Source organism: Wenyingzhuangia sp. 2_MG-2023, assembly GCF_030548295.1.
GTDB lineage: Bacteria > Bacteroidota > Bacteroidia > Flavobacteriales > Flavobacteriaceae > Wenyingzhuangia.
Map to the genome: position 1 here is coordinate 611,622 of NZ_JAUOSB010000001.1, position 25,872 is coordinate 637,493.

The following is a 25,872-nucleotide window of genomic DNA, read 5'->3' on the forward strand; positions in this document are numbered from 1 at the left end:
GGCGTAATATTATAAGTATAAAATTGCAAGTTACTAATAGAGTGACTATGCGTTTTGCCCCTTTTTTGTTTTTTTACTTTTTTTTAGCATCTTTATTTGGTCAACACATTAAATTTGAGAGTTTTACTACCAACGAAGGTTTGTCTAACAATTCTGTTGTTGATATAGAAAACGATAAAGATGGTGGGCTTTGGATGGCTACTTGGGATGGATTGAATTATTTTGATGGTCATAAATTTGTAACGTACAAACACCATATCAATAATAAAAATTCTATTCCAGGCAATTATGTCTTAGATGTAGATAGAGATGCCAATGGAACTATTTGGATTTTTACGAACGAAGGAAAAGTAGCTCGGTATTTAGGGAATCAACAATTTCAGAATTTTCAGTTTGTCGGTAAACCAGCCAATCTAACTATTTCTAAAAAAGGAAATGCACTTGTTAGGGTTGGCAGTAATTATTATGAATTTGTAAAAGGTGCTTTTGTAAAGAGTGCAAACAATTCAATTCAGACAGAAAAATATCAGGTTTTTAGAGATATGTTGTTGGCAAAATATCCAAGTTTAATTATCAATGATATTTTAAAAGACAAAACAGGAAATATTTGGATCGCCACTAGAAGAGATGGCTTATATATTATACCCAATAGTTCTAGAAATTTACAAAATGCGCAAATAGACCATTATGTGTTTGATTTGTATTCCCCTTATAGTTTTAATAGCAATGAGATTGTAAGACTGCATACTGATGTTTTTGGAAATGTATGGTTGGGTCAAAAGGATGGAGGTGTTAGCATGGCTTATCAAGGATCAGAATTGATTTCTTCGGTAACACCACACCCTGTAATTTACCCTCATTTGCCAAGTGAAACTATCAGGGCTATTACCAAAGATTTTAGTGGACAAGTGTGGCTGGGATATTACACTCAAGGACTGTATTACTATGATTATCCTACCGGTTGTTACTTAAAATATACATTTAAAGAACAGACAGAAAACCCTGATTGGAACCGAATAAGAAGTTTGTTTACCTCTTCGGAAGGAAGTGTTTGGGTAGGAACTTATGCAGGATTGTTAAGAATAAACAAGGGAAAGTATCAATTGTATGAATCTAAGAAAATATCGAATTTTCCAAACGATAGAAATTATTCTGTTTACGAAGATGAACAAAACATATTGTGGATTGCTTGTTGGGGAGGTTTGGCAAAATTCAATTTAACTACCAATACTTTTGAATCTTTTAAAGGACAGGAATTGCTCTCAACTTACAATTTTAGGAATGTAAAAAAAGTAGACAATGAGTTGATTTTGGCTACAGAAACTAAAGGAGTTGTGTTGTTAAATATTGTTTCTGGTAAAAAAGAAACCATCACCGTGACAGATGGAATTTTAGGAAACAGTGTGTATTCTGTGTTTAAAGATACGGAAACTAACAATTATTGGATTGCCTCTTTAGGTGGATTAAGTGTATATAATAAAAAGGTTGGAGTTGTAAAAAACTTAACGGAACAAGAAGGGTTGCCAAGTCATATGGTTTATGGTTTGTTGCAAAATGACGATCAGGTGTGGCTAAGTACAACCAAAGGATTGGTTTTTGTAGACAAAAAAAGTTATAAAATAACGGTTATAAATCCTGAAGAGGGTTGGCAAGCACCCGAATTTTCTGAAGGAGCATATTATCAAGATGCCAAAGGAATTTTGTTTTTTGGAGGGGTAAATGGGTTGAATTATTTTCTTCCAAGTCAGATAAACATTCAAAAAACAGAACCTAAAATAAAAATAGAAATAGAAGGTAATGAAAAGTATAGCAAACACATTGTAAAAAAACATATGGACAATCGTTTGGAAGTTAACATTGTTCCGATTGTTTTTCCGGTGGGTAGAATAGAGGAGTTTTCTGTTTTTTACAAACTAGAAGGTTATGATAAAGATTGGGTTCTATTAGATCCTAATAATTCAAATGTTATTTACGATGATATTCCGTCCGGAAATTATCAGTTCTATATAAAAAACAAAGATGGAGAGGTAAATGAACTTGGTTATTTTTCATTGTACATTAGAAAAGCGTTTTACCAAACTGTTTTGTTTTATGTGATTTTGTTATTGTTGTTGGTCATAGCGTTGTTTGTAATTATTTATATCAAAAATAAAAACACACTGCTGCAAAAGAAAAAGTTAGAAGATCAGATTGCAGAACGTACCAAGGTGATTCATAATCAGAAAGAAGATTTGCTTTTAGTCAATCAAAAATTAGATGATAAGAACAAAGAAATCATCATTCAAAAAGAAAAATTACTAGAACTTCATAACAACTTAAAAAATGAAGATTTTGAAATTGAAAAGTTTAAAACCTTTGTTTTGTCAGAGTTTCAAGATCCTATTTCTAAAATCATTCAAACATCTTACAAAGTAGATGATGAAACACTTCAAAAAAAATTAGTTTCTCAGTCTGCAAAATTAATCAATTTAGTTTCTGAGTGGAATTATTTAGATCACATTAAAGACATCAAAAATCAAAAGAAAAGCTCGGTAAACATATATCCGATTGTTAAAAAAAGCATCGAAAAAGTAAAACAAGCATTGCAAAACAATCAAGTAAACTTCAATGCAAGTATTGATAAAAACTTAGGATGGGTTGAGATAGACTTGCTAAGATTTAGACTGTTGTTGCAATATTTTTTTAACGATATTATTAAATATTCTGATGAAAAAAGCTCCGTAAAAATAACAATTAGTCACGATCAAGAAGTTTTAAACATCAAATTAGGATCTAACAGTACGGTGCTTAAAAACAGTTGGGATAGCATTGTACATTTTAGTCCCTATTACAAAGCGGTAAAGGTGATGCTTAAAGATTTAGAGGGAAGTTTGATGGTTGTGCAGAACAATGATGTTGAATTGCAATTAAGCATTCCAATGATTTTGGTAGATACAGAAACCAAGCCGATAGAAACCATTGCTTGGAAGCATTTAAACTTAGAAGAAAAACTAGATGCTAGCAAACAAACCATTTTGGTCTTTAGTGATGATGAAAATTTAGGAGCTGCCAATCAAATTTTAGAAAACGAACAATACAATTTATTATTTGAGACTTCTGTTTCTGATTTAAGTTCTGCTTTGCAACAAATTAGTATTTAGGCTATTGTTTTTTACCAAGCATCTTTTAGCAAAGAGTTGGTTTATTTTTTAAATCAATACAAACAAGAAATCAACAATAGTTTTAGAATACCTATCATATACATTTCTGAAGAAATTAACTATACGTTACAAGAGCAGTCTGTAGAGTTGGGTATTGATGTGGTGATTCAATTACCCGCAAGTGAGAGTTTTATCATGAAAAAATTGACATCGGTAATGCAGCCTAAAGACAAGGTGGTAGAAAATAAGTTTCAACAAGAAATTTTTCAAATTTTAACAGAAGATCAAGAAGTAGAAACGGCTAATGACAAACTCTTAAAAAAAGGACTGAAGATTATTAAAAAAGAATTGTCCAATCCGGAGTTTAATGTAGAAATGTTGATAGAGCTTTTAGAGGTTTCTAGAGTAAAATGTTACCGATTGTTTAAAGAAGTATTGAATCAATCGCCATCGGATGTTATTACCTCACTTAGGTTCCAAAAAGCAACTTATTTGTTAAAGAATAAAAACTTAAATATATCCGAAGTAGGTTTTGAATGTGGTTTTAACGATCCTAAATACTTTAGCAAGTCGTTTAAAAAACATTTTGGGGTAACTCCTAAGGCTTACAAAAAAGAAAATGAGTAGTCAGTCTTGTTATAGTAGGATTATCCCAATGTTAACTCACTGTTAGTGTAACCAAAAGACACCTTTTTATTTTTTAACACCCCCATATTAGAAACAATTTTACCCTTTTCAAATACAATTTCACCCCGTTTTGGGTGTGGTCAAAATTACTTTTGAAGCAAATCAAAAACTAAATTTTTCAAATGAAAAAAGCTTATTTATTTTTATTATTTGTGGTGGGATGTATGTCCTTTTCTATAGCCCAAGTAACTGTAAAGGGAACAATAGTTTCTGAATCAGATGGAATGCCAGTACCAGGAGCGTATATTACGGCAAAATCACAAGATCAAAAGGAAGTTTTTACGGTATCAGACTTTGATGGAAACTTTGTGATTGAAAACCTTTCTAAAGAAGGTGTTTTAAACATATCTTCTTTAGGATATCAAACAGTAGATTTTTCTTACAAAGGAAATCAAGAAGTGAACATTACTTTAAAAGATGTAGCAAGTACATTGGATGAGGTGGTTTTAATTGGTTACGGTTCTGCAAAAAAAGGAGATTTAACATCTTCTATTGGAATTGCTACCAATGTTAAAAGTTTAGAGAGTAGACCCGTAAAAGATTACAAAAATTTTTTACAAGGAAACATTGCAGGGGTAACTGTATCTAACGCTGGAGGAGATCCTTCAGGAGGAGCGGATATTAGAATTAGAGGTATTGGTACTTTTAACTCAGAATCTCCATTAATCGTTGTAGATGGAGTTCCAAATGGACCAGTTGCTAACGCTAACGACATTGCTTCTATTTCAGTGTTAAAAGATGCAGCATCTGCTTCTATCTATGGAGCACAAGCTGGATCAGGAGTTATTGTGATTGAAACTAAAAAAGGAAAAATTGGAAAGCCAAAATTAAGAGTAAATTATTATACAGCTATTGAAAGTGCTACAAACTTACCAACTCCATTAACTGCTAAGCAACAAGCAGAGGTGTACAACACAGCTGCAGACAATGCAGGTTCTCCTAGGCAATCTGCTCACGATGCTACTCAAAACCCTTACGGACAAGTAAACCGTACCAATTGGATTGATGCTATTTTTAGAGATGCAAAGGTGAACAACTTAAACTTAAATTTAAGTGGAGCAGGAAAAGCGTATAATTATTACACTTCGTTTGCTTTTAGAGATAGAGAAGGTTTGTTAAAAGGGACAAGTACCCAAGAATATAACTTAAGATTAAAAGCAGATTATGATATTACGGATAAAATTAACATAGGAGAAAATGTGTATTTATCAAGATCTGAAGCCTATGGAACTAATACAGATAATCCATATTCTGGAACTATCATCAATGCTATTTACATGCCATCTGCTTCTCCAACTCGTTATGCAGATGGAAGTTTTGCAGGAACAGCACCAGAAGATTTGTCTCAGTTTGCCGGAGCTTATGGAGATGTTTACAATCCTTTAGCATTATTGTTAAGACCTAATAAAAAGTCTCCAAGTACTTATTTAGTAGCAAATATGTATTTAAAGTACGATATTTTAGATAATTTTTCTTTTAAGACGAATTATTCTTTTTTATATAGAGAGGTTAATAGAAAAGAATTTTATCCTAAAGTTCCTGAATTAGGAAGAACAAATCCTCAAAACTCGTTGTCTGAATCAAGTACTGTTTATGATAAATGGATTTGGGACAACCAATTGAATTATAATAAGTCTTTTGGAGAGCATAAGGTTGAAGCTACGGTAATTTATTCTGCACAAAAAATGATCAATAATTCAATTTCAGTATCAGGAACTGGTTTTGCTATTGAAGATCCATATTACCAATACATTCATAATGCAACAACTGTAAAGAAACCTTCTAACAGTCCGTATGAGGTTGCTTTGACTTCTGCTATAGGTAGGCTTATGTATAATTATGGCGATAAATACTACGTGTCAGGTAGTTATCGTAGAGATGAATCGTCAAAATTACATGTAAATAATCAGTCTGATAATTTTCAATCAATTTCTGCAGGTTGGAGAATTTCTAAAGAATCCTTCTTTAATTTAGAGGTTATCAACGATTTAAAATTAAGAGGTTCTTGGGGAGAAATCGGAAATATAAATACAGTTGGGAATTATTCATTTGATGTACCCATTGCTAACCGTGATGTAGTTTTAGGAGAGAAACCAAATTTTTATGGAATACCAGGGAGTTATGTAGCTAGAAATGAAAATCCAAGTCTTAAATGGGAAAGAATTGAATCATTAGACTTTGGTTTAGACGCAACTTTGTTTAATCATAGCTTGAACTTAACAGCAGATTATTTTGAAAAAACAACCAAAGGAATGATTCTTCCAGGTTTGTCAGATCCACATCAAGGAATTTCTCCAGCAAGTGTAAATGGAGGTGAAGTAAAAAACACAGGATTTGAAATAGCACTGTCTTATAAAAATAAAATAGGTAATTTAAATTATAATGTAAATACCAATTTAACCTCACTAAAAAATAGATTGGTAAACTTAGAGGGATATGGTTCAATAGGTCAGGTAACTTTTATTCATGGAGAAAATGTAAGAAGTGTTTTAAAACCCTATCAAACTAGAGTTGGAGGAGAATTATTCACACCTTTCTTGATTCCATATTTAGGAATCTTTCAAAATCAAGCAGAAATTGATACTTATGTAAAAGACGGAAACCTAATTCAGCCAAAAGCAAAACCTGGAGATTTTAAATTTCAAGACACCAACAATGATGGTAAAATTAGCGAAGCAGATAAAAAATACTATGCTGCGTATCAACCAAAAATCACTTATAACTTTGGGTTAAACCTAGACTACAAAGGTTTTGATTTGGGAATGATTTTTCAAGGAGTAGGAGGTGTAAAAGCGTTTAACGGATACAAGTACACTACTTACAATGCATCTTTATCAGGATATAACTTAGACAATAGAGTTTTAGGGGCTTGGTCAGAAACAAACACAGGAAGTAACATTCCTAGATTGTCTACAAAAGACGATAATAAAAACTTTGGAACTACCTCTAGCTGGTATTTAGAAAATGCTTCTTATTTAAGAATTAAGAACGTGACTTTAGGATACACATTTAGCAAAGATATTATGGATAGAGTAGCGAATGGAGCTTCATTAAGAATGTACCTGTCTGGAGAAAACTTACTGACTTTTACTAACTATTCAGGTTTAGATCCAGAAGTAGGAGGAAGAGGATTAGACGTTGCTAAATATCCAGTGGCTAGAACATTATCATTAGGATTGTTATTGTCATTATAATTTATTAAAACTTAGAATATACAATGAAAAAAATATATAGAAAAATAGGAATAGTAATGTTGACTGCTGTATTAGTAGGAAACACGATATCTTGTTCAGACGATTTTACAAACTTAGAACCAATAGGAAGTGTTTCCAATGGTAATTATTGGAAGACAGAATCTGAAGCAATAAAAGCTGCAAACGGTTTACAAGGAATAATGTTTGAAGAAGAAATGTTTGGTAGGGGTTTTTTTTGGTATATCAATGCTTCTGATGATATGATTACGGGAAGAATCAAAGCGACAGCTGATGTTATTAAAGATTTTAATATTGATGGTAGCGAAGGAAGTTATACTTCTACCTGTTATGCGAGTTGTTACAAAGTAGTGAGAAGGGCTAACGACGTACTTTTACATGTACCTGATATGGAAATTAATGAAGCTTTAAAAAACAGAGTTTTAGGAGAGGCTTATTTTATGCGTGCTTTTAGTTATTTCTGGTTGGCACATACGTATGGAGATGATAAAAGTGGAGGTATTCCAATCATTACAATTGAAAATATGTTTGATGTTGGAGGTAAATACCAACGACCAACAAGTGTGGTAGAAAACTATGCAATGATTGTTGAAGATTTAAAAAAAGCTGCTGATTTGTTACCATTGTTTACAGCATATTCTTCGGATGATTATGGTAGACCTCATAAAGATGCAGCTTTAGCTTACATTGCCAAAACTAATTTGTATTGGGCTCAATACGATGCATCAAGATATGCAGAGGTAGTAAAATATGCAGATTTGGTAACCAATTCCGGTTCTGGTAGAGCTTTGGTAAATACAGGAAATCCTGCTAAAGATTATAGAGAATTACACAGCCATTTACAAAACTGGGGTAGCGAATATATTTGGACAGTGAATTCTGGGGTAGATAGAGGAAGTATTTTAAGTGGTGTTATGTTAGAAAACAAAGGTTGGGGTAAATTTAATGGATGGGGATATTATACACCATCAGAAGGATTGTACAACGAATTTGAAGAGGGTGATGCTCGTAAAAAAGTTACTATTTTGAGTTTTGGTGATGAGTTTCAATATTTTGGTGAAACAAAAAGATATCAATCAGAAAATTCTTTGTCTGGTTTCCAATTCAACAAATATATGTATGAGTTCGGTTTACCAGATCCGATAGGAACTTATGTGAATACCAATGGAGATATTCCTTCAACTACTTACAATATACCGTTAATGCGTTATGCAGAGGTGTTGTTAATGAAAGCCGAAGCATTAATTGCAAGTGGTCAAAATGGAGATGCTCCTTTAAACTTAGTAAGAGCTAGAGCAGGATTGGCAGCAAAAACCAATGCAACTATGGATGATTTAAAACATGAAAGAAGAGTAGAGTTGGCAGGAGAATTTGCTAACAGACACTTTGATTTGGTTCGTTGGGGAGATGCACAAGCAGTATACACACAACCAATTTATGGAAGAATTTATACAGATAGATCTGATCCAGATTCTCCATATACATCAGAAATTGTATGGCCTGCAAGAACTCAATTTGATGCCTCTTATATGAATGTCTGGCCTATTCCTAACACAGTAATACAATCATCAGGAATTCCTCAAAATAAAAACTGGAATTAATATTTGGTTTGTTTCATTAATTCGAAAAGGTGCTATTTCGATAGCACCTTTTTTTAACTATTTATTTATGCTATTAATTGCAAAAAGAAAGCTTTCAATATTATTTTTTTCATTCTTAATTTCTATTGGGTTTGCTCAAAATCATGATGAAATCATCATACAATCTCACAACGATTACAAACAAAAAACACCTTTTTGGACTGCCTATACAAGTGGTTTAAATTTAATAGAAGCAGATGTTTTCTTAAAAAAAGGAAAACTATATGTAGCCCACGAAAATGGCGAAATAGAAAAACACAAAACCTTAGAAGCTTTATATTTAAAGCCATTGTTGCAAGTTTCTAGCAAAGATGAAGATTTGCACAAAGACATTATTCTAATGATTGATGTGAAAACAGAAGCTGTAAGCACCTTAACTAAAATTCAGGAAACGTTACAGAACTATCCACAAATTATAAATCACAAGCACATAAAAATTGTAATTTCTGGAAACAGACCAAATTCGGATGTTTATCATACATATCCAGCTTATATTTCTTTTGATTACCAGGAAATTGAGGAGCCAATAGCTCCTGAAAATTTAGAGAAAGTAGCATTGGTTAGTACCAGTTTTAATCAATATTCTGAATGGAACGGGAAAGGTAGATTAACACATCATGATTATGAAAAAGTAACAAACGTCATTCACAAAGGTAAAAAGTTACACAAGCCTTTTCGTTTTTGGGGAACTCCAGATTCTAAAACAGCTTGGAGAATTTTTACAGAGTTAGGAGTTGATGTAATTAATACAGACATGCCTAAACGTTGTGCAGAATATGTACACAGTTTAGTACATAGAACTACAAAACCTTTGGTGGTATCAAAAGTATATCAGCCTACTTTTAAAAATGATGGAGCTCAAACACAAGTAAAGAATGTTGTTTTGTTGATTGGTGATGGAAATGGATTGTCTCAAATTTCATCAGCAACATTGGCAAATAAAGGAGTGTTAACCTTAACTCAACTTAAAAAAATAGGACTGATTAAAACACAGTCTGCTGATGATTTTACTACCGATTCTGCAGCAGCAGGAACAGCATTAGCAACTGGTCAAAAAACGAACAATAGAGCTATTGGTACAGATGTAAATGGGGATCCTCTTAAAAATATTACAGAGTTGCTACATCAAAAAGGGTTTTCTACAGGCTGTATTACTACTGATGAAATTACAGGAGCTACTCCATCTTCTTTTTATGCACATCAAAAAGATAGATCACAAAAAGAGGAAATTGCCGAAGATTTGTTAACTAGTGATTTGGATTTTTTTGCAGGTGGAGGTGCTAAAACCTTTAAAAAATTAGAAATTAAAAAACAGTTTAGTATCGTTAATCATGTAGATGAATTGACCAATTCAAAGGCTAAAAGAGCTGGGTTGTTTTTTTCTAAAGGAGGAGTACCATCTATAATAACTAATAGAGGTAATTTGTTAGCAGAAACTACAAAAGCAGGATTGCAATTTTTAAAGCAAAAAGAGAAACCATTTTTCTTAATGGTAGAAGCTGCTCAAATAGATAGTTTTGGACATTCTAACAATACAGAAGGAATTGTAAATGAAGGGGTAGATTTTGATAGAGCCATTACAGAGGCTATAAAATTTGCGGATGAAAACGAAGGGACTTTGGTAATTGTAACCGCAGATCACGAAACATCTGGTTTTAGTGTTTCTAGTGGAGATGTTCAAGAGCATAAAATAGAGGGTGGTTTTGTTTCCCACGATCATACAGGTACTATGGTTCCCATTTTTGCTTACGGTCCTCAATCAGATAATTTTTCTGGAGTTTATGAAAACAATCTAGTTTTTAAAAAAATAGTAGAAGTATTAAAATAGATTTTAAGTTTTGTTTAAGTAAATAGCGACTCAGTTTTTAAGTAAATCAGGTCGCTATTTTTGATTAGCCAACGTTTTTATGCGTTTAAAAGTTCTGTTAGTACTTGTTTGTAAACTTTTACAGGTTGTGCTCCTGTAAGTGCACTTTTTCTATCAAATACCACAGTGGGTACAGAGCTTACTCCCATATTTTGCCAATAAGATTCCTTATCTTTAACTTCTTTACGGGTTTCTTCTGATGCTAATTTAGCAAAAGCTTCATCAGCATTTAATCCAACAGCTTCAAGTTCTTGTTTTAAAATGTCTCTTTTAGAAACATCTTTTCGTTCTCCAAAAAAAGCAGCCATTAATCTTAATTTTAGTGCTGTTTGTTTTGCTTGTTCTTTAGCATATTCTAACAATACATGTGCCTCAAAAGTATTTGCCATACGCATTTCATCAAAATAATCAAACGTAAAGCCAAGTTCTGCTCCGTATTCAGTCATTAATTCCTGAGACTTTTTTTGTTGTTCTATGGTAGAACCATATTTTTCTGTAATATGTTCTTGCACATTCTGACCCGTTGCAGGCATATTAGGGTTCAATTCAAAAGGTTGCCATTCTAGTTCAATTTTGTCTTGTATACCCATTTCATTAATGGCTTGTTCTAAACGTTTGTATCCTATGGCACACCATGGGCAAACTACATCTGAGACTAGATCTATTTTAATTTTATCACTCATTTTTTTTGGTTTATGATGAAATCATTTTAGACTTTTAAAGCAGCTAACTTTTTAGCAATTTTTAAAAGATTGATTTCGTTAATTTCTGTTTCGGGAGCCAAAGGATATAATTGTTGTCCGGGTCTGTTGATAAAAGCAGCTCTCCATCCTGCCCAAATAGCTCCAGCTACATCCCAACCATGAGCAGCAATCATCATAGACTCGTTATTTTTTACTCCTAACTCTTTAGATGCCCAATGGTATACATCACTATCGGGTTTGTATTTTCCAAAACTTTGAACACTCAACTGTTTGTCAAAATAAATATCAATTTCAGCATTTTTTAATTGAGTTTCCATCCCTTTTTTAGAAGAGTTGGTCAAAGCAACCATTTTGTACCCAGTTTGTTTTAAAAGAATTAAAGCTTCTTTTACTTCGGGGTGAGGAGGTAATGAATTAAAAGCAAGCATGGCTTCTTTGGTTTGTTCATCCGACAATTGAATGTTGTGATTGGCAGCTACCATTTTAAGAGCTGCGCTACCAATAGAACCAAAATCAGTAAACTGACGGCTTGCAGTGGTTACCAAAGAATAATGTAATAACGTACTAAACCACAAAGACAATAAATCATCTCTTCCGTTTACTATTTTCCCAATGCTTTTTTCATGTTTGATAAATCTAATAAAGATTCATTCACATCAAAAAACAATACTTTTGGAGCCAATTTCGTTGTTGATATTTCCATTTGGGTTTAGAACTTTAGGATAAAAAAATAATCTGCTCAAATTACAAAGAACTGAGCAGATTGTAGATTGGTATGTAAATTATTTAGACCAAGCAAATCCTTGGAAAGGTGCATCTACTGGAGTGTTCGCAATATGATTGGTATAGTTGCTAATTACTTTTTGAGACAATCCTAAAATAATTTCTAAGACTTGTTGCTCACCATAACCAGCTGCATAAAAGGCATTTAAATCTTCTTGAGAAACGTGTCCACGATTTCTTACAATTGTTAAAGTCATGTTACGCAAAGCTTCTAGTTTTGCATCAGCTAAAGGAGTTTCGTTACGTAATGCTTCGGTAACAGCATCATCAACCTTCATCATTTTTGCAATTCCTGTGTGTGCGGGTACACAGTAATGACAAGCGTGTTCTACGTTTATAGTTTGCCAAACTACGGTTAATTCTTCTTCGTTAAAAGAGGTATTTACAAACAATTCGTGTAAAGTTTGGTAAGCCTCAAAAATTTTTGGAGCTCCTGCTAATACACCGTGTAAACCAGGAATCATTCCGTATGCTTTTTGAGATTTTTCAATCAATGGCTTACTTGCTTCTGGAGCTGTTTCTAGGTTGTGAATTTTTAACGTTGTCATAATTTTCTAATTTTTATTTAATAATTAATATTATTTCTAAGCATTCGCTTAGTTTTGTTGTAAAAAAAGTTACAAGTTCAAAAATGTAACTTCAATAATGTTTTTTAATTGTTCTTGATTAAAAACTTTGGATGCTATGGAAAGCCCTAAAAGGCTATTCATTAAATAATCCGCCTGTTTTTCTATGGCTGAACTTTCTTTTGAGTCGTCTTGTTTTAGATTGCTTACAAACAACTCTCTAATTTCATTGGCAAAGTTTGTAAGTTCATTCATTATCAAAGTATTGTCTTCTTCTTTTATTTCGTTCACAGAGTTGGTTACCAAACAACCTTTGTGCAAAGAACCTTCTTTAGAGAATTCTAAAAAATCGTAAAAATATTGTTGAATTCCCAAAACCCCATTGTTAGATTTTCTTAGTTTCTCTTTTAGAATGTGAATTTGTGTTTTGTAATACTTTATACTTTCTAAAAAGACTCCTTGTTTGTTTGTAAAACTAGCATAAATAGAGAATTGATTAATTCCCATTTCTTTTTCTAACATACGTACAGAAGTAGCTTCATAGCCATTCTTCCAAAAAAGAGCTGTTGCTTTTTTGATGACTTCTTCTTCGTTATATTGTTTTTTACGTGCCATAATTGTAATTACATTACAAATCTAAGCAATTGCTTAGTATCTTAAAAGCTTTCAATACAAAAGATGAATTTCGGTTTTTAACGAAGCACATTTGATTTTAAATTAGCTATTGTAAATTTATAATGTATTTTTTGATGCAGTAAAAACAGTATTATCAAAGAATGGTTTCATTATTTGCAATATTTTAGCTTTCAGGCCTATTTATCTTTGAGAATGATCAAAAAAAATCTATTCATTTTGCTTCATAAATACAAATGGTATATTTGTCTTATAAATTATTCAATATGAGTTATACAAAAAAAGAACAAGAAGCTTTAGACTATCATGAAAAACCTCATCCAGGTAAAATCAAGGTAGTACCTACAAAAAAATATGCTACTCAAAGAGATTTGGCTTTAGCGTATTCGCCTGGAGTTGCGGTTCCTTGTTTGGCAATAGAAAAAAATCCAGAAGATGCTTATAAGTATACTTCTAAAGGGAATTTAGTAGCAGTAATCTCAAACGGTACAGCTGTTTTAGGGTTGGGAGATATTGGTGCTTTGGCTGGAAAACCCGTAATGGAAGGAAAAGGGTTGTTGTTTAAAATCTTTGCAGATATTGATGTGTTTGATATTGAGGTAGATACCAAAGATGTTGATAAATTTGTAGAAACAGTAAAAGCTATTGCTCCAACTTTTGGAGGAATCAATTTAGAAGATATTAAGGCTCCAGAAGCTTTTGAAATAGAAAGAAGGTTGAAAGAAGAGTTGGACATTCCTGTAATGCACGACGATCAACATGGTACAGCTATTATTTCTGCAGCAGCATTAAAAAATGCAGTTGAAATTACAGGAAAAGATATAGAGAAAGTACGTGTGGTTGTAAATGGAGCAGGAGCTGCAGCTATTTCTTGTACAAAATTGTATAAAGAACTGGGAGTTTCTGAAAACAATATCTTAATGTGCGATAGTAAAGGGGTGATTACTACCAAGCGTGAAGATTTGAATGCTCAAAAGCAAGAATTTGCTGTTGATACTGAATTTACAACTTTAGAAGAAGCAATTAATGGAGCCGATGTGTTTATTGGTTTGTCTGTTGCAGGAGCTTTAACACCAGAAATGTTAAAAACAATGGCACCAGATCCTATTGTTTTTGCCATGGCAAATCCAACTCCAGAAATAGATTACGACGTAGCAGTTGCCACACGTGAAGACGTAATTATGGCTACAGGTCGTTCAGATTATCCTAACCAAGTTAATAATGTTTTAGGTTTTCCTTTTATTTTTAGAGGAGCTTTAGATGTTAGAGCTACCGGAATTAATGAGGCAATGAAAATGGCAGCTGTACATGCTTTGGCGGATATGGCTAAAAAGAATGTGCCAGAACAAGTAAACATTGTTTATGGAGAAAAGAACTTACAATATGGTAGAGAATATATCATTCCAAAACCGTTTGATCCAAGATTGATTTACGAATTGCCTCCAGCTATTGCTAAAGCTGCAATGGATAGTGGAATTGCTAAAAAACCAATTACAGATTGGGATGCATATGTGCACGAATTGATGGAGCGCTCTGGTTCTGGAAGTAAGTTTGAGCGTATGTTGGTAAGTCGTTCTCAAAAAGATCCAAAACGAGTTGTATTCCCAGAGGCAGAACATTTAAATGTGTTAAAAGCAGCGCAAATTGTTTCTGATGAAGGTATTGCTAAGCCAATTTTATTAGGAAATGTAGAGTTGATAACAGCCTTAAAGCAAGACATTGGTTTTGATACAGAAATTGAAATCATTGATCCAAAGAGTGAAGAGTATGCTGAAAAGGTTAATGCATACGCTAAAAAATATTGGGAAAAACGTCAACGTAAGGGAATTCGTTTGTTAGATGCACAAAAGCACATGGTTACGCGTAACTATTTTGCTGCAATGATGGTAAATGAGGGAGATGCAGATGCGATGGTTTCAGGATATTCAAGAAATTATCCATCCACTGTAAAACCTATTTTTGAAACAATAGGAAAAAGAGCAAATGCTTCAAGAATTGCAGCAGCAAACATTATGATTACGGAAAAAGGACCGTTGATTTTTACAGATACTACGGTAAACATTGATCCTCAATCAGAAGTGTTGGCTAACATTGCTGAGTTGGCTAGTGGAATGGCAAAAATATTTGCAATTGAACCTCACATTGCTATGTTATCATATACCAATTTTGGAGGAGTAGCTTCAGAAGGAGTGGCAAAAGTGCAGAAAGCAGTTGAAATTTTAAAAGAGAAAAGACCAGACTTAAATGTGGATGGTCCTATTCAAGCAGATTTTGCTTTGAATCATGAATTGTTAGAAAAACAATTTTCTTTCTCTGATTTGTGTGGAAAGGAGACAAATACATTTATTTTTCCTAGTTTAGATGCAGCAAATATTTCTTATAAAATGATTAAGGAATTGACTGATGCAACCTCAATTGGTCCTATATTGATGGGGTTAAACAAACCTGCACATGTGGTACAATTAGGTGCCAGTGTAGAAGAAATTGTAAACATCACAGCTGTAGCCGTAATTGATGCACAAAACCAATAAAGAATGATTACCCATTTAAAAGGTAAATTAGTAGAAAAAAATCCAACCTACGCCATTGTGGAATGCAATGGCGTAGGTTATTTTTTGAACATATCCTTAAACACTTATAGCCAAATTCCAGATGCGGAATTGGTAACTTTATACACGCAACTTATTGTAAGGGAGGATGCACACACTTTGTATGGATTTACCACTATTTTAGAGCGAGAAATTTTTAAATTGCTGATCTCAGTTTCAGGAATTGGACCTAGTATAGCAAGAACGATGTTATCTTCATTGTCTACCGAAGAAATTCAGAGAGCATTGGCTACAGATAATGTGGCTGTCATTCAATCTGTAAAAGGAATTGGAGTTAAAACGGCTCAAAAGGTAATTATTGAATTGAAAGACAAAATTGTAAAAACGTACGATATGCAAGATAGTTCTCTAATAGAGGACAATAGCATCAAACAAGAAGCGTTATCTGCATTGGAGGTTTTAGGTTTTGTAAAACGTCAAGCTGAAAAAGTGGTTACTTCTATACTAAAAGAATCACCAGATGCAAATGTTGAAAAGTTGATAAAACTAGCTTTAAAAAAACTATAAAACTATTGAAAAATTGGTTTCAAATATGGCTTTTGTTCTGTATTGTCGTATCTCATGGGTACGCTCAAGAAAAAGAGAATGCCGTAATGGAATCAGACTCCATACCTCATACGTTTTCATTTGACAATTTTAAAGACGGAACCTTATATTTAAAAAATCCGACAGAGAAAGAAGTTGAATATGATGCAAGTATTCATAGGTACATTGTTAGAGAAAATATAGGGAATACAACATTTACCACACCTCAATATTTTACTGAGGAAGAATACAAGGAATACAAGTTAAGAGAAGACATTCGTGATTATTTTCAAGCAAAAACTGCTGCGATAGACGGAAAGAAAAAAAACTCTGAAGAAGCTCAAAAAGATTTATTGCCTACCATGTATGTAAATAATAAGTTTTTTGAAACTCTTTTTGGAGGAACAGAAATAAAATTGGTGCCTCGTGGTTCTTTAACTATCCGAATGGGATTGTTGTATCAGAATGTAGAAAATCCAATCTTATCTGAAGAAAATAGAAAAAGTTACACACCACAATTTGATCAACAAATTAGAGCAAATTTATCTGCTCAAGTAGGAAAGAGATTGACCGCAGAGATCAATTACGATACGCAATCTACATTCTCTTTTCAAAATCAAATAAAGTTAGATTTTGAACCAGGAGAAGATGATTTGATTCGAAAATTAGAAGTGGGTAATGTGAACATGGACATTAAAAATAACTTGATCAATGGTTCTCAAAGTTTGTTTGGAGTTAAAGCACAATTACAATTTGGAGCTACCACGGTTACCAGTGTTTTTTCACAGCAACAATCTCAAACTAAAAATATTGTTGCAGAAGGAGCATCGGCACTTACAGAATTTGAGTTAAGAACTACTCAATACGATAACAATCGTCACTTTTTTGTAGCACAATATTTTAGAAACAATTACAACAATGCATTGGCTGAATTGCCTCTAATCAATTCTACGGTTCAAATTACCAAAATGGAAGTTTGGGTAACCAACAGAAATACCAACACACAAGATGTAAGAAATATTGTTGGTTTGGTAGATTTAGGAGAATCAGGTACTGATGTGTATGATAATTCAACATCTAACATTACCAATAAAAATGGAGTAGTAACACAAGCGGTAGATGCTCAGTTGATTCCTAGAAATGCTGAAAATAGCTTGAGTAAATATGTTGGAACAGACAAAACACAATTAAGAGATGTTCAGAATGTTTATTCTGAATTGTCAAGTTTAGAGCAAGGTAGAGAATATGCTGTTATAGAGAATGCAAGAAAATTATCAGCTAGTGAGTTTACATATCACAGTCAATTGGGATACATTTCTCTAAATGCCCGTTTGAGCGATGGAGATGTATTGGCAGTGGCTTATGAATACACTAGAAATGGTGTTGCATATAGAGTGGGGGAATTGTCTACAGACGGAATTGCAAGTGATGAGAATATTGTGGTAAAATTGGTAAGACCACAACTGATAAACACGGAGGATGTTGTGTGGAACTTGCTGATGAAAAATGTATACAGTATTGGAGCTTACAATTTACAAAGCGATGGTTTTAGAATGAGCTTGTTGTATAGAGACGATGCTACAGGACAAGCAACAAACAATTTGTTAAAAGCTCAAGAAGAAGAAATTAAAAACAGAACCATTTTAAATTTAACCAATTTAGATCGTCTAGATGTAAACAACAATTCTACGAGAGTTTATACATCTACAAACGGAAAACAATATCAAAAAGGAGATGGTTTTTTTGATTTTATAGAAGGAGTTACTATAAGTTCTAAAAATGGATCCATTATTTTTCCTACCATTGAGCCCTTTGGACGAGATTTAGAAAACACGTTGAGCAATTCAGAAGATCAAGCAAAATATGTTTTTAACGAACTGTATACCACAACAGCTTCTGTAGCAGAAAATGATTATCAGAATAAAGACAAGTTTTTTGTTACGGGTTTGTATACATCTAGTGGCGATGACGGAATTTCATTAGGTGCGTTTAATGTTCCTAGAGGATCTGTAACCGTGTCATCAGGAGGTATTATTCTAGTAGAAGGTGTAGATTATACGGTAGATTATTTTGCGGGTAAAGTAAATATTATCAACCCCGCTATTGAGTCTTCTGGACAAGCAATCAACGTTTCTTTAGAAAACAATACGTTTTTCAATCAGCAACAAAAAACCTTTGTAGGAATAGATGTAGAGCATAAGTTTAACGACAACTTTGTTTTAGGAGCCACTTATCTAAATATTAAAGAACAGCCAATCAGTAATAAAGTTCAATTAGGACAAGACCCTATAAACAATTCAATGTACGGGTTAAATTTTAACTACAGTGCGGAAGTTCCTAGGCTGACAGATTGGGTAAATTACCTACCAAATATTGATACAGATGCTCCATCTTCAATTTCGGTTAGAGGAGATTTTGCGTATTTAAAACCTAACACACCCTCTAGTATTGATATTGGAGGAGAAGCCACCACGTATGTAGATGATTTTGAAGGAGCTCAAATTCCAATAAATATGGGAACGGCACAGAATTGGACTTTAGCAAGTGCTCCCATAGGTTTTGAGGGGCGTGATTTTGGAGCTTCTAATAGTAATAGTTTAGAGTATGGTAAAAAACGTGCAAAATTAGCTTGGTACAATATTGATCAATTATTTTACAATTCTTCGTCATTAAAACCAAGTAATATTGATGCAGATGAATTGTCTAGAGCAGAAGTAAGACCTGTAGAAAATTCAGAGTTGTTTCCAGAAAGAAGTTTAGACATTACACAAAGAAATACGTTGAGTACTTTTGATTTAACCTATTATCCTAACGAACGTGGTCCTTACAATTATGAGGATATTGTAAATCCTACAAATCCAATACAATTAGACAGCCCGGAAGAAAGATGGGCTGGAATTACAAGAGGTTTGATTACCACAGATTTTCAGAGCTCTAACATTCAATATATCGAATTTTGGATTCAAGATCCTTATGAAAATTACAGCATTACTAACAGTGAAGGAATTGTGATCAATGCTGCTCCTACAAATCAAAAAGGAAGTTTGTATTTGAACTTGGGAAGTATTTCTGAAGATATTAATAAAGATAATAGAAAAGTTTTTGAAAACGGATTGCCAGAAGATGGAGATGCGTCGGATGAGGTGGTTGATAAGACCAATATTGCCAACATTCCAATAGAAAAATCGTTATTGTATGCGTTTGATCAAGGTGATGAGTCTAGAAGAAATCAGGATGTTGGTTATGACGGAATGAATGACGAAAGAGAAAAAGAAAAATTTCCAATGTTGGCTTCGTTAGACGATCCATCATCAGATAACTTCCGTTTTTTTAGAGGTACAGAATTAGACAATCAAAATGCATCTATTTTAACACGTTACAAAAATTATAACAATTCTGAAGGAAACTCTCCTACCTCAGGATTGTCGACAGAGGATTATCCAACATCTGCAACAAACAACCCAGATGTTGAGGATGCAAACAGAGATCAGACCATGAATACCTTAGATGCTTATTGGCAATACAAGGTAGATTTGTCTCAGAATAACTTGAATAAAAACACCAACACTCACATTGTTGACGAAAGAACAACTTCTGTAACTCTAGAAAACGGAACACAAAGACAGTTCAAATGGTATTTGTTTAGAGTGCCAATTTCTACAGGAACCGCTATTAATGGAATCAGTAGTTTTCAATCCATTCGTTTTATGCGTATGTTTTTAACAGATTTTGAAATTCCGGTAACATTGCGTTTTGCAGATTTTCAAATGGTTAGAGGGGATTGGAGAATTTACGATCAGATTATTGATGGAGACGATCTTTTGACAGAGAGAGAAATTGAAGATACAGAGAATCTAGTAGAAACGGGAACGGTAAATATTGAAGAAAATGAAAACCGAGTACCAATCAATTACGTTTTACCTCCTACTATTTCTAGAGAGCAATTACAAGGAACATCTAGTGTTTTACAGCAAAATGAACAATCTCTGACCATGACGGTAGAGAATTTAGAAGAAAACAATACAGTAGGGTTGTATAAAAATGTAAGTGTGGATATGCGAATGTTTAAGCGTTTAAAAATGTTTATTCATGCAGAAGAGCTAGTTGCTAATACAGTAAATAATGATGAATTGATTGCTGTTATCCGTTTGGGTTCTGATACAAATGACAATTATTATCAAATAGAAATTCCTTTAAAAACAACAGATGTTCCCAATTTTGGAACAAGCAACACGTTAAATGCTTTGACTGTTTGGCCAGAAGAAAATAATTTGGATGTGTACTTAACAGATTTGACAGAGGTTAAATTAGAAAGAGATGAGGTAGGATTTACAACTACGTCTGTATATCCGGAAACTGTAGACAATACAATTACATCCTTAAGAGTAAAAGGAAATCCTAATTTGTCTAATGTTAGAACCATCTTTTTAGGGATTAAAAATGCAGATGTTACTCAAAAATCAGCAGAAATTTGGTTCAATGAGTTGCGAATGTCTGGTTTTGACAATCAAGGAGGTTGGGCAACCAATATATCTGCCGATGCAACCATTGCTGATTTTGCCAAAATTTCTGTAAACGGAGGATATCAATCCATTGGTTTTGGTAATATAGACGAAACAATCAATGAAAGAAGTCAAGAAGAGATAAAAAATTATAGTGTCAACACAAGTATCAATGCAGGACAATTGTTGCCTCAAAAATGGAATGTAAAAATTCCTGTAAATTATACCATTTCTGAAGAGATTAGAACCCCAAAATTTGATCCTAGGTATGAAGATGTTTTGTCAGAAAATACCATCACCCAAAATATTGAGGTTAAAAGTAAAAGAAGAGGAATTAGCCTGATCAATGTGAAAAAAGAAAGATCTAGTACTTCGTTACGAAAACCTCAAATATATGATATAGAAAATTTTAGTGTTTCTTACGATTATAGTGATGCTGTAAATGAGAGTTACGTTGTAGAAAAAGACATTCAACAAAACGTAAACACGTCTGCCAATTATGCTTTTAAATTCAAACAAATTGAAGTAACACCTTTAAAGAATGTAGGTTTTCTTAAGGACAAAAAACTGGCTATTTTACGCGATTTTAATTTCAACTTATTGCCTTCGGATATTTCGGTAAATAGTTCTGTAAAGAGAAGTTATAGTGAATATAAATCGAGAGATTTATTAGATGTAGGAGAAGATGGAATTGCAATTCCTACACTGAAACAACGTAATTTTATGTTCAATTGGGATTATAGAATAGGTTACAAATTATCTAGTGCCATCAATGTGAATTTTAGTGCGAATAACAGTTATATTTATGACGATTTTGAACGCAATATAAACACAGATGAAGATGAAGCAGTGTTAGATAAAATAGGAATTTATTCTAATTTCTTTGAAATAGGTAGACCGAGTACTTACAGTCAAACATTAACAGCAAACTACAAATTGCCAATTGATAAAATACCTTTTCTAACTTTTATAAGTGCAGATTATTCTTACACAGGTAATTTTGGTTGGCAAGGAACGTCACCAGATTTTGTAGATAGAGTAGGGAATACTATTAGTAATGGTAATACTCACAATTTATCAGGAACTTTAAATTTTTCTAAATTGTACAAAGAGATAGGGTTGGAAAAGCTTTTTCTTTCTAAAGGAAAATCGTCTCGTTTGTCACAAACTAAAAGTAAAACCTCTGTTAAAGATGTGATATATGGGGTGTTGAGTTCCATCAAAACAGGACAATTTAGTTACTCAAGCAATAGCAATAGTTCTTTAAATGGATATTTGCCAGAAATAGGATTTTTAGGAAGAGATAAATACAACGGAAGTTATGTTCCGGGGTTGGGGTATGTATTTGGACAGCAGAGCAATATTGTACAAAATGCAATTAATAACAATTGGCTGATTGCAGAAGGATCTGATGGAGTAACCTATAATAAAAATTTCAATCAAACCACATATACAAGTCTGAATTACAATTTAAACTTGAAACCTTTCAATGATTTAAACATTCAACTTACAGCAGACAGAAGTTATTCTGCAACCGAACAACAACAAATAGTAGACAATGCGCAAGTGAGTGAATCGGGTAATTTTAACATATCTTATTCTTTAATAAAAACAGCTGTTGGTAACAATCCAGATGCGTTGTTCAACACTTTTGTAAACAATAGGGTTAAAATAGTAGCAGAAATTCATCCAGATTACCAAGCGGTCATAGAAAATGGCGAAGGAACTTTGTCACAAGCATTAAACAGCCAAGAAGTGTTGATTCATTCTTTTCTGGCTGCTTATAGTGGAAATGATGTGACACAATCTAGCAAAAATATTTTTAAGAAAATTCCAGTTCCAAATTGGCAATTGACTTATAAAGGTTTGATGAAAATAGACTTTTTTAAAGAGAATTTCACCAATTTTACGCTTACGCACGGATACAATTCATCTTATACGATGAACAATTTCTCCAATAATTTAAACACAGATAGTTCTAATAAATTTCAATCAGATAAAATATTTTCAGGAATTACGTTGATTGATGCATTTTCTCCGTTGATAAAAATGGATGTGAAATTGAAAAATTCCTTTACATTTAAAGGTGTTATCAACACCAATAGAACGTTATCTCTAAACTTAAACAACACAACACTATCCGAAATTGTGGGTAATGAATATGTTTTTGGAATAGGATACCGTTTTAAAGATGTGAAAATCAGAACTCGATTTTTAAGAAAATCTAAAGTTTTAAAAGGAGATATCAACATTAAAGCAGATGTTTCTTATAGAACAGATGTAACCAATATTAGAAGTATAGATGCTCAGACAAGCCAGCCAGTAGGTGGGCAAAATTTATTGGGAATTAAAGTTGCAGCAGATTATAATTTAAGTCGTAATTTTACAGCATCTCTGTATTACGATCAGAACATGACGAGTTATGCAATATCTACATTGTATCCAAGTCAATCAATCAATGCAGGATTAAGTTTAGTATATAACCTAGGAAACTAAAAACAATAAATATGAATTTTCCAGAAGAATTAAAATATACCAAAGATCACGAATGGATAAAAATTGAAGGTGATTTAGTGGTGATAGGAATTACAGATTTTGCTCAGAGCGAATTAGGAGACATTGTTTATGTGGATGTAGACACATTAGATGACACTGTAGCAGTCAACGAAGTTTTTGGCTCTGTAGAAGCTGTAAAAACTGTTTCAGACTTATTTATGCCTATTACAGGTGAGGTAGTTGAATTTAACGAAGAGTTAGAAGATGAGCCAGAAGCTGTAAATGAAGATCCGTATGGTAAAGGATGGATGATCAAAGTAAAGCCTGAAAACATAGATGATCTAAAAGACTTGTTAGATGCAAAAGACTATAAGGAACTTATTGGAGCATAGTAGTCTTTTTTTGGCGATAGGTTTTTCTGTGCTTATTATGGTTTTGAGTCTAGTCAAATTACAACGCTTGCCAAATTTTGGTACTTATGAGCACTCAGACAAGGTAAAACACTTGTTTGCGTATTCAATATTGTCATTTTTTTGGCTGTTATCTTGCCAGTTTGGTAAAGTTAAAGTTAAAAGCTTGCATTTAATTTTGATGATAATAGGATATGGTGTAATTATTGAAGTGTTACAAAGTAGCTTGACAACCTATAGAACAGGCGATTTACTTGATATTTTGGCAAATTCTATGGGGATATTATTAGGTTACGTTTTTTTGAAATTACTTAACCGTATATATTTGCAAGTCTAATTCTAATTTCGTTATTTTAGCAAACTAAAATTCAATTGAACTGAATAAAAATGGAAGTTAAAAAGAATCCCAAATCTAATCTTGAAAATTTTAGTAAGGTTTTTACCATGCTGGGGTTGGTTTTAGCGCTGTATATAGTGTATGTAGCTATAGAGCATAAAACTTACGACAGGGTTGTAGATGAATTACAATCGGTAACCTTACAGTCAGATGATGTAGAAGATATGGTCTTGATGCAAATCAAACCACCATCTACACCACCACCACCACCACCACCACCGCCACCACCACCAACTCCTGAACAATTTGAGAAAGTGGAAGACGATGCTATTATTGAAGAAGTAGTAATTCAGACTACGGAGGCTGAGGTAGATGAAAAAATAGATATTGAAACTATTGAGTATAGTGATGAAGTAGAAGAAGTAGCTTATGAAGATGTTCCTTTTGCTGCTATTCAAAATCCTGCAATTTTTCCTGGATGTGAAAAAGAAAAAGGTGCTGAAGCTCTAAAAGATTGTTTTAGTAAAAAAGTAAATAGACTAATTCAAAGAAATTTTGATACTGGTTTAGCAGATGAGTTAGGATTGTCTGGAATTCAGAGATTGTATGCTGTTTTTAAAGTTGATACCAACGGTAAAGTAACAGACATCAGAATTAGAGCAAAAAATCCTGAGTTAAAAGCAGAGTTTGAAAGTGCAATTAAAAAATTGCCTCAAATGGTTCCAGCTAGTCAGAATGGTAGAAAAGTAAACTTATTGTTTCAATTGCCTTTAGTTTTTAAAGTAGAGTAGAGAAATAATTCAATTTTTTTAAAAGAGCAAGATTTTTAGGAATCTTGCTCTTTTTTGCGTTTATGATAAAAAATTCATAAATTACTGGGAAAAAAGCTATGAAAAAAATAATTCAAGGGGTCTTTTTGTGCGCAACAGTTTCATTATTTGGCCAAAATCAAGGAGATATTGCCTTTATTGGTTTTAATGCCGATGGTGATAAAGATTTTGCAATCGTAACTTTAGCAGAGTTACCAGCAAATACAATTATCTATTTTACAGATGCTGAGCCGAATTCTGATGGAACAGGTTTAGATTCCACCAGTGAAGGAGTTCTAGATTGGAATGTAGGTGCTTCTGTTGTTGATGCAGGTACTGTTGTTGTTTTTACAGATATTGAGGCTTCATTAACAGCGTCAGTAGGTACAATTGTTGATTCTTCCGATGATTTAGGGTTTAATATATCAGCCAGTGGAGATAATATTTTTGCTACTTTAGGAAATCCTGCTACAGGAAATGTTACAAAATGGTTGGCGGGTATAGAAAATAGAAATACAGGTCAAGGAACAAATTTTGCGATTACAGGTTTGAATACAACATCTACTTATGTTGTAATTGGTGATACTGCAAGTAAAGATGGAGGAAAGTATACAGGAGTTAGAACAGCTAATACAGTTGCTGGTTATAGAACATTGATTGCAAATGAAATTAACTGGACAACATCAACAGGTGAGGGCGAGACGATTTTACCGTTTGATACAACGGACTTTGAATTTTTAACATTATCAAATAGAGAGAATTCCTCAATAGAAGGTTTGTTTTTGTCTGTTAGAAATCAATCCATTGTAACAAATAAAGGAAAAGTGCTTACGGTGCATAATGTAATGGGACAACAAATCCAAAACCAATATCTTTCTAGAGGTTTGTATATCGTTTTGGTAAAATATGAAAATAAAACAGCGTACGTAAAAATTGCTATTTAAAGAAAAAT

General features: G+C 33.0%; 16 protein-coding genes. 12 read left to right on the forward strand and 4 right to left on the reverse strand.

Annotation, left to right across the window (positions count from 1 at the left end):
- Positions 1 to 47: 47 nt before the first annotated feature.
- The 5 genes from Q4548_RS02410 (at position 48) to Q4548_RS02430 (ending at position 10,507) form a co-directional block, all read left to right on the forward strand.
- The gene (locus Q4548_RS02410) at positions 48 to 3,140 is read left to right on the forward strand and encodes a two-component regulator propeller domain-containing protein (protein ID WP_303451085.1); all 3,093 of its coding nucleotides are present in this window, start codon (positions 48 to 50) and stop codon (positions 3,138 to 3,140) included.
- 36 nt (positions 3,141 to 3,176) lie between these two features.
- Positions 3,177 to 3,767: an AraC family transcriptional regulator gene (locus Q4548_RS02415; RefSeq protein WP_303451088.1), complete on the forward strand. Its 591-nt coding sequence runs from the start codon at positions 3,177 to 3,179 to the stop codon at positions 3,765 to 3,767.
- 182 nt (positions 3,768 to 3,949) lie between these two features.
- Positions 3,950 to 7,021: a TonB-dependent receptor gene (locus Q4548_RS02420; protein ID WP_303451091.1), complete on the forward strand. Its 3,072-nt coding sequence runs from the start codon at positions 3,950 to 3,952 to the stop codon at positions 7,019 to 7,021.
- A gap of 23 nt (positions 7,022 to 7,044) precedes the next feature.
- Entirely contained in the window at positions 7,045 to 8,640 is a 1,596-nt protein-coding gene (locus tag Q4548_RS02425) for a RagB/SusD family nutrient uptake outer membrane protein (protein ID WP_303451094.1), read from the forward strand.
- A gap of 67 nt (positions 8,641 to 8,707) precedes the next feature.
- A complete protein-coding gene (locus tag Q4548_RS02430; protein ID WP_303451097.1) occupies positions 8,708 to 10,507 on the forward strand; it encodes an alkaline phosphatase in 1,800 nt (599 codons plus the stop codon).
- A 77-nt stretch (positions 10,508 to 10,584) separates the two neighbouring features.
- On the opposite strand, the gene Q4548_RS02435 is transcribed toward Q4548_RS02430, so the two are convergent.
- The 4 genes from Q4548_RS02435 to Q4548_RS02450 all read right to left on the reverse strand — a co-directional run bounded on the left by Q4548_RS02435 (position 10,585) and on the right by Q4548_RS02450 (position 13,214).
- The gene (locus Q4548_RS02435; protein WP_303451100.1) at positions 10,585 to 11,229 is read right to left on the reverse strand and encodes a DsbA family oxidoreductase; all 645 of its coding nucleotides are present in this window, start codon (positions 11,227 to 11,229) and stop codon (positions 10,585 to 10,587) included.
- 26 nt (positions 11,230 to 11,255) lie between these two features.
- Positions 11,256 to 11,831, reverse strand: a complete 576-nt coding sequence (locus Q4548_RS02440; RefSeq protein WP_303451102.1) for a haloacid dehalogenase type II — start codon at positions 11,829 to 11,831, stop codon at positions 11,256 to 11,258.
- Between the two features lie 201 nt (positions 11,832 to 12,032).
- A complete protein-coding gene (locus tag Q4548_RS02445; protein WP_303451105.1) occupies positions 12,033 to 12,581 on the reverse strand; it encodes a carboxymuconolactone decarboxylase family protein in 549 nt (182 codons plus the stop codon).
- 69 nt (positions 12,582 to 12,650) lie between these two features.
- Positions 12,651 to 13,214, reverse strand: a complete 564-nt coding sequence (locus tag Q4548_RS02450; RefSeq protein ID WP_303451107.1) for a TetR/AcrR family transcriptional regulator — start codon at positions 13,212 to 13,214, stop codon at positions 12,651 to 12,653.
- Positions 13,215 to 13,498: 284 nt separating this feature from the next.
- Here Q4548_RS02450 and Q4548_RS02455 point away from each other — a divergent pair, with 284 nt between their 5' ends.
- The 7 genes from Q4548_RS02455 (at position 13,499) to Q4548_RS02485 (ending at position 25,864) form a co-directional block, all read left to right on the forward strand.
- Positions 13,499 to 15,763 (forward strand): NADP-dependent malic enzyme, encoded by a 2,265-nt coding sequence (locus Q4548_RS02455; RefSeq protein ID WP_303451109.1) that lies wholly within the window; start codon positions 13,499 to 13,501, stop codon positions 15,761 to 15,763.
- Positions 15,764 to 15,766: 3 nt separating this feature from the next.
- Positions 15,767 to 16,348: a Holliday junction branch migration protein RuvA gene (gene ruvA, locus Q4548_RS02460; RefSeq protein ID WP_303451110.1), complete on the forward strand. Its 582-nt coding sequence runs from the start codon at positions 15,767 to 15,769 to the stop codon at positions 16,346 to 16,348.
- Between the two features lie 5 nt (positions 16,349 to 16,353).
- Positions 16,354 to 23,364, forward strand: coding sequence for a cell surface protein SprA (gene sprA, locus Q4548_RS02465; protein WP_303451112.1), 7,011 nt, complete (start codon positions 16,354 to 16,356; stop codon positions 23,362 to 23,364).
- Between the two features lie 11 nt (positions 23,365 to 23,375).
- Positions 23,376 to 23,756, forward strand: a complete 381-nt coding sequence (gcvH, locus tag Q4548_RS02470; protein WP_303451113.1) for a glycine cleavage system protein GcvH — start codon at positions 23,376 to 23,378, stop codon at positions 23,754 to 23,756.
- Positions 23,722 to 24,111 (forward strand): VanZ family protein, encoded by a 390-nt coding sequence (locus Q4548_RS02475; RefSeq protein ID WP_303451114.1) that lies wholly within the window; start codon positions 23,722 to 23,724, stop codon positions 24,109 to 24,111. Before gcvH ends, Q4548_RS02475 begins: the two co-directional genes overlap by 35 nt.
- Positions 24,112 to 24,161: 50 nt before the next feature.
- Positions 24,162 to 24,902, forward strand: a complete 741-nt coding sequence (locus Q4548_RS02480; protein WP_303451116.1) for an energy transducer TonB — start codon at positions 24,162 to 24,164, stop codon at positions 24,900 to 24,902.
- A gap of 98 nt (positions 24,903 to 25,000) precedes the next feature.
- On the forward strand, positions 25,001 to 25,864 hold the full coding sequence (locus Q4548_RS02485; RefSeq protein WP_303451117.1) for a hypothetical protein: 864 nt from the start codon (positions 25,001 to 25,003) through the stop codon (positions 25,862 to 25,864).
- The last annotated feature ends 8 nt before the right edge of the window (positions 25,865 to 25,872 follow it).

Bases quoted from the DNA above. Each gene is read 5' to 3' on its own strand.
- ruvA (WP_303451110.1), top strand. From the start codon at position 15,767: ATGATTACCCATTTAAAAGGTAAATTAGTAGAAAAAAATCCAACCTAC.
- Q4548_RS02475 (WP_303451114.1), top strand. From the start codon at position 23,722: ATGCAAAAGACTATAAGGAACTTATTGGAGCATAGTAGTCTTTTTTTG.
- Q4548_RS02485 (WP_303451117.1), top strand. From the start codon at position 25,001: ATGAAAAAAATAATTCAAGGGGTCTTTTTGTGCGCAACAGTTTCATTA.
- gcvH (WP_303451113.1), top strand. From the start codon at position 23,376: ATGAATTTTCCAGAAGAATTAAAATATACCAAAGATCACGAATGGATA.
- Q4548_RS02445 (WP_303451105.1), bottom strand. From the start codon at position 12,581: ATGACAACGTTAAAAATTCACAACCTAGAAACAGCTCCAGAAGCAAGT.
- Q4548_RS02410 (WP_303451085.1), top strand. From the start codon at position 48: ATGCGTTTTGCCCCTTTTTTGTTTTTTTACTTTTTTTTAGCATCTTTA.
- Q4548_RS02430 (WP_303451097.1), top strand. From the start codon at position 8,708: ATGCTATTAATTGCAAAAAGAAAGCTTTCAATATTATTTTTTTCATTC.
- Q4548_RS02425 (WP_303451094.1), top strand. From the start codon at position 7,045: ATGAAAAAAATATATAGAAAAATAGGAATAGTAATGTTGACTGCTGTA.
- Q4548_RS02450 (WP_303451107.1), bottom strand. From the start codon at position 13,214: ATGGCACGTAAAAAACAATATAACGAAGAAGAAGTCATCAAAAAAGCA.
- Q4548_RS02435 (WP_303451100.1), bottom strand. From the start codon at position 11,229: ATGAGTGATAAAATTAAAATAGATCTAGTCTCAGATGTAGTTTGCCCA.
- Q4548_RS02420 (WP_303451091.1), top strand. From the start codon at position 3,950: ATGAAAAAAGCTTATTTATTTTTATTATTTGTGGTGGGATGTATGTCC.
- Q4548_RS02455 (WP_303451109.1), top strand. From the start codon at position 13,499: ATGAGTTATACAAAAAAAGAACAAGAAGCTTTAGACTATCATGAAAAA.
- Q4548_RS02480 (WP_303451116.1), top strand. From the start codon at position 24,162: ATGGAAGTTAAAAAGAATCCCAAATCTAATCTTGAAAATTTTAGTAAG.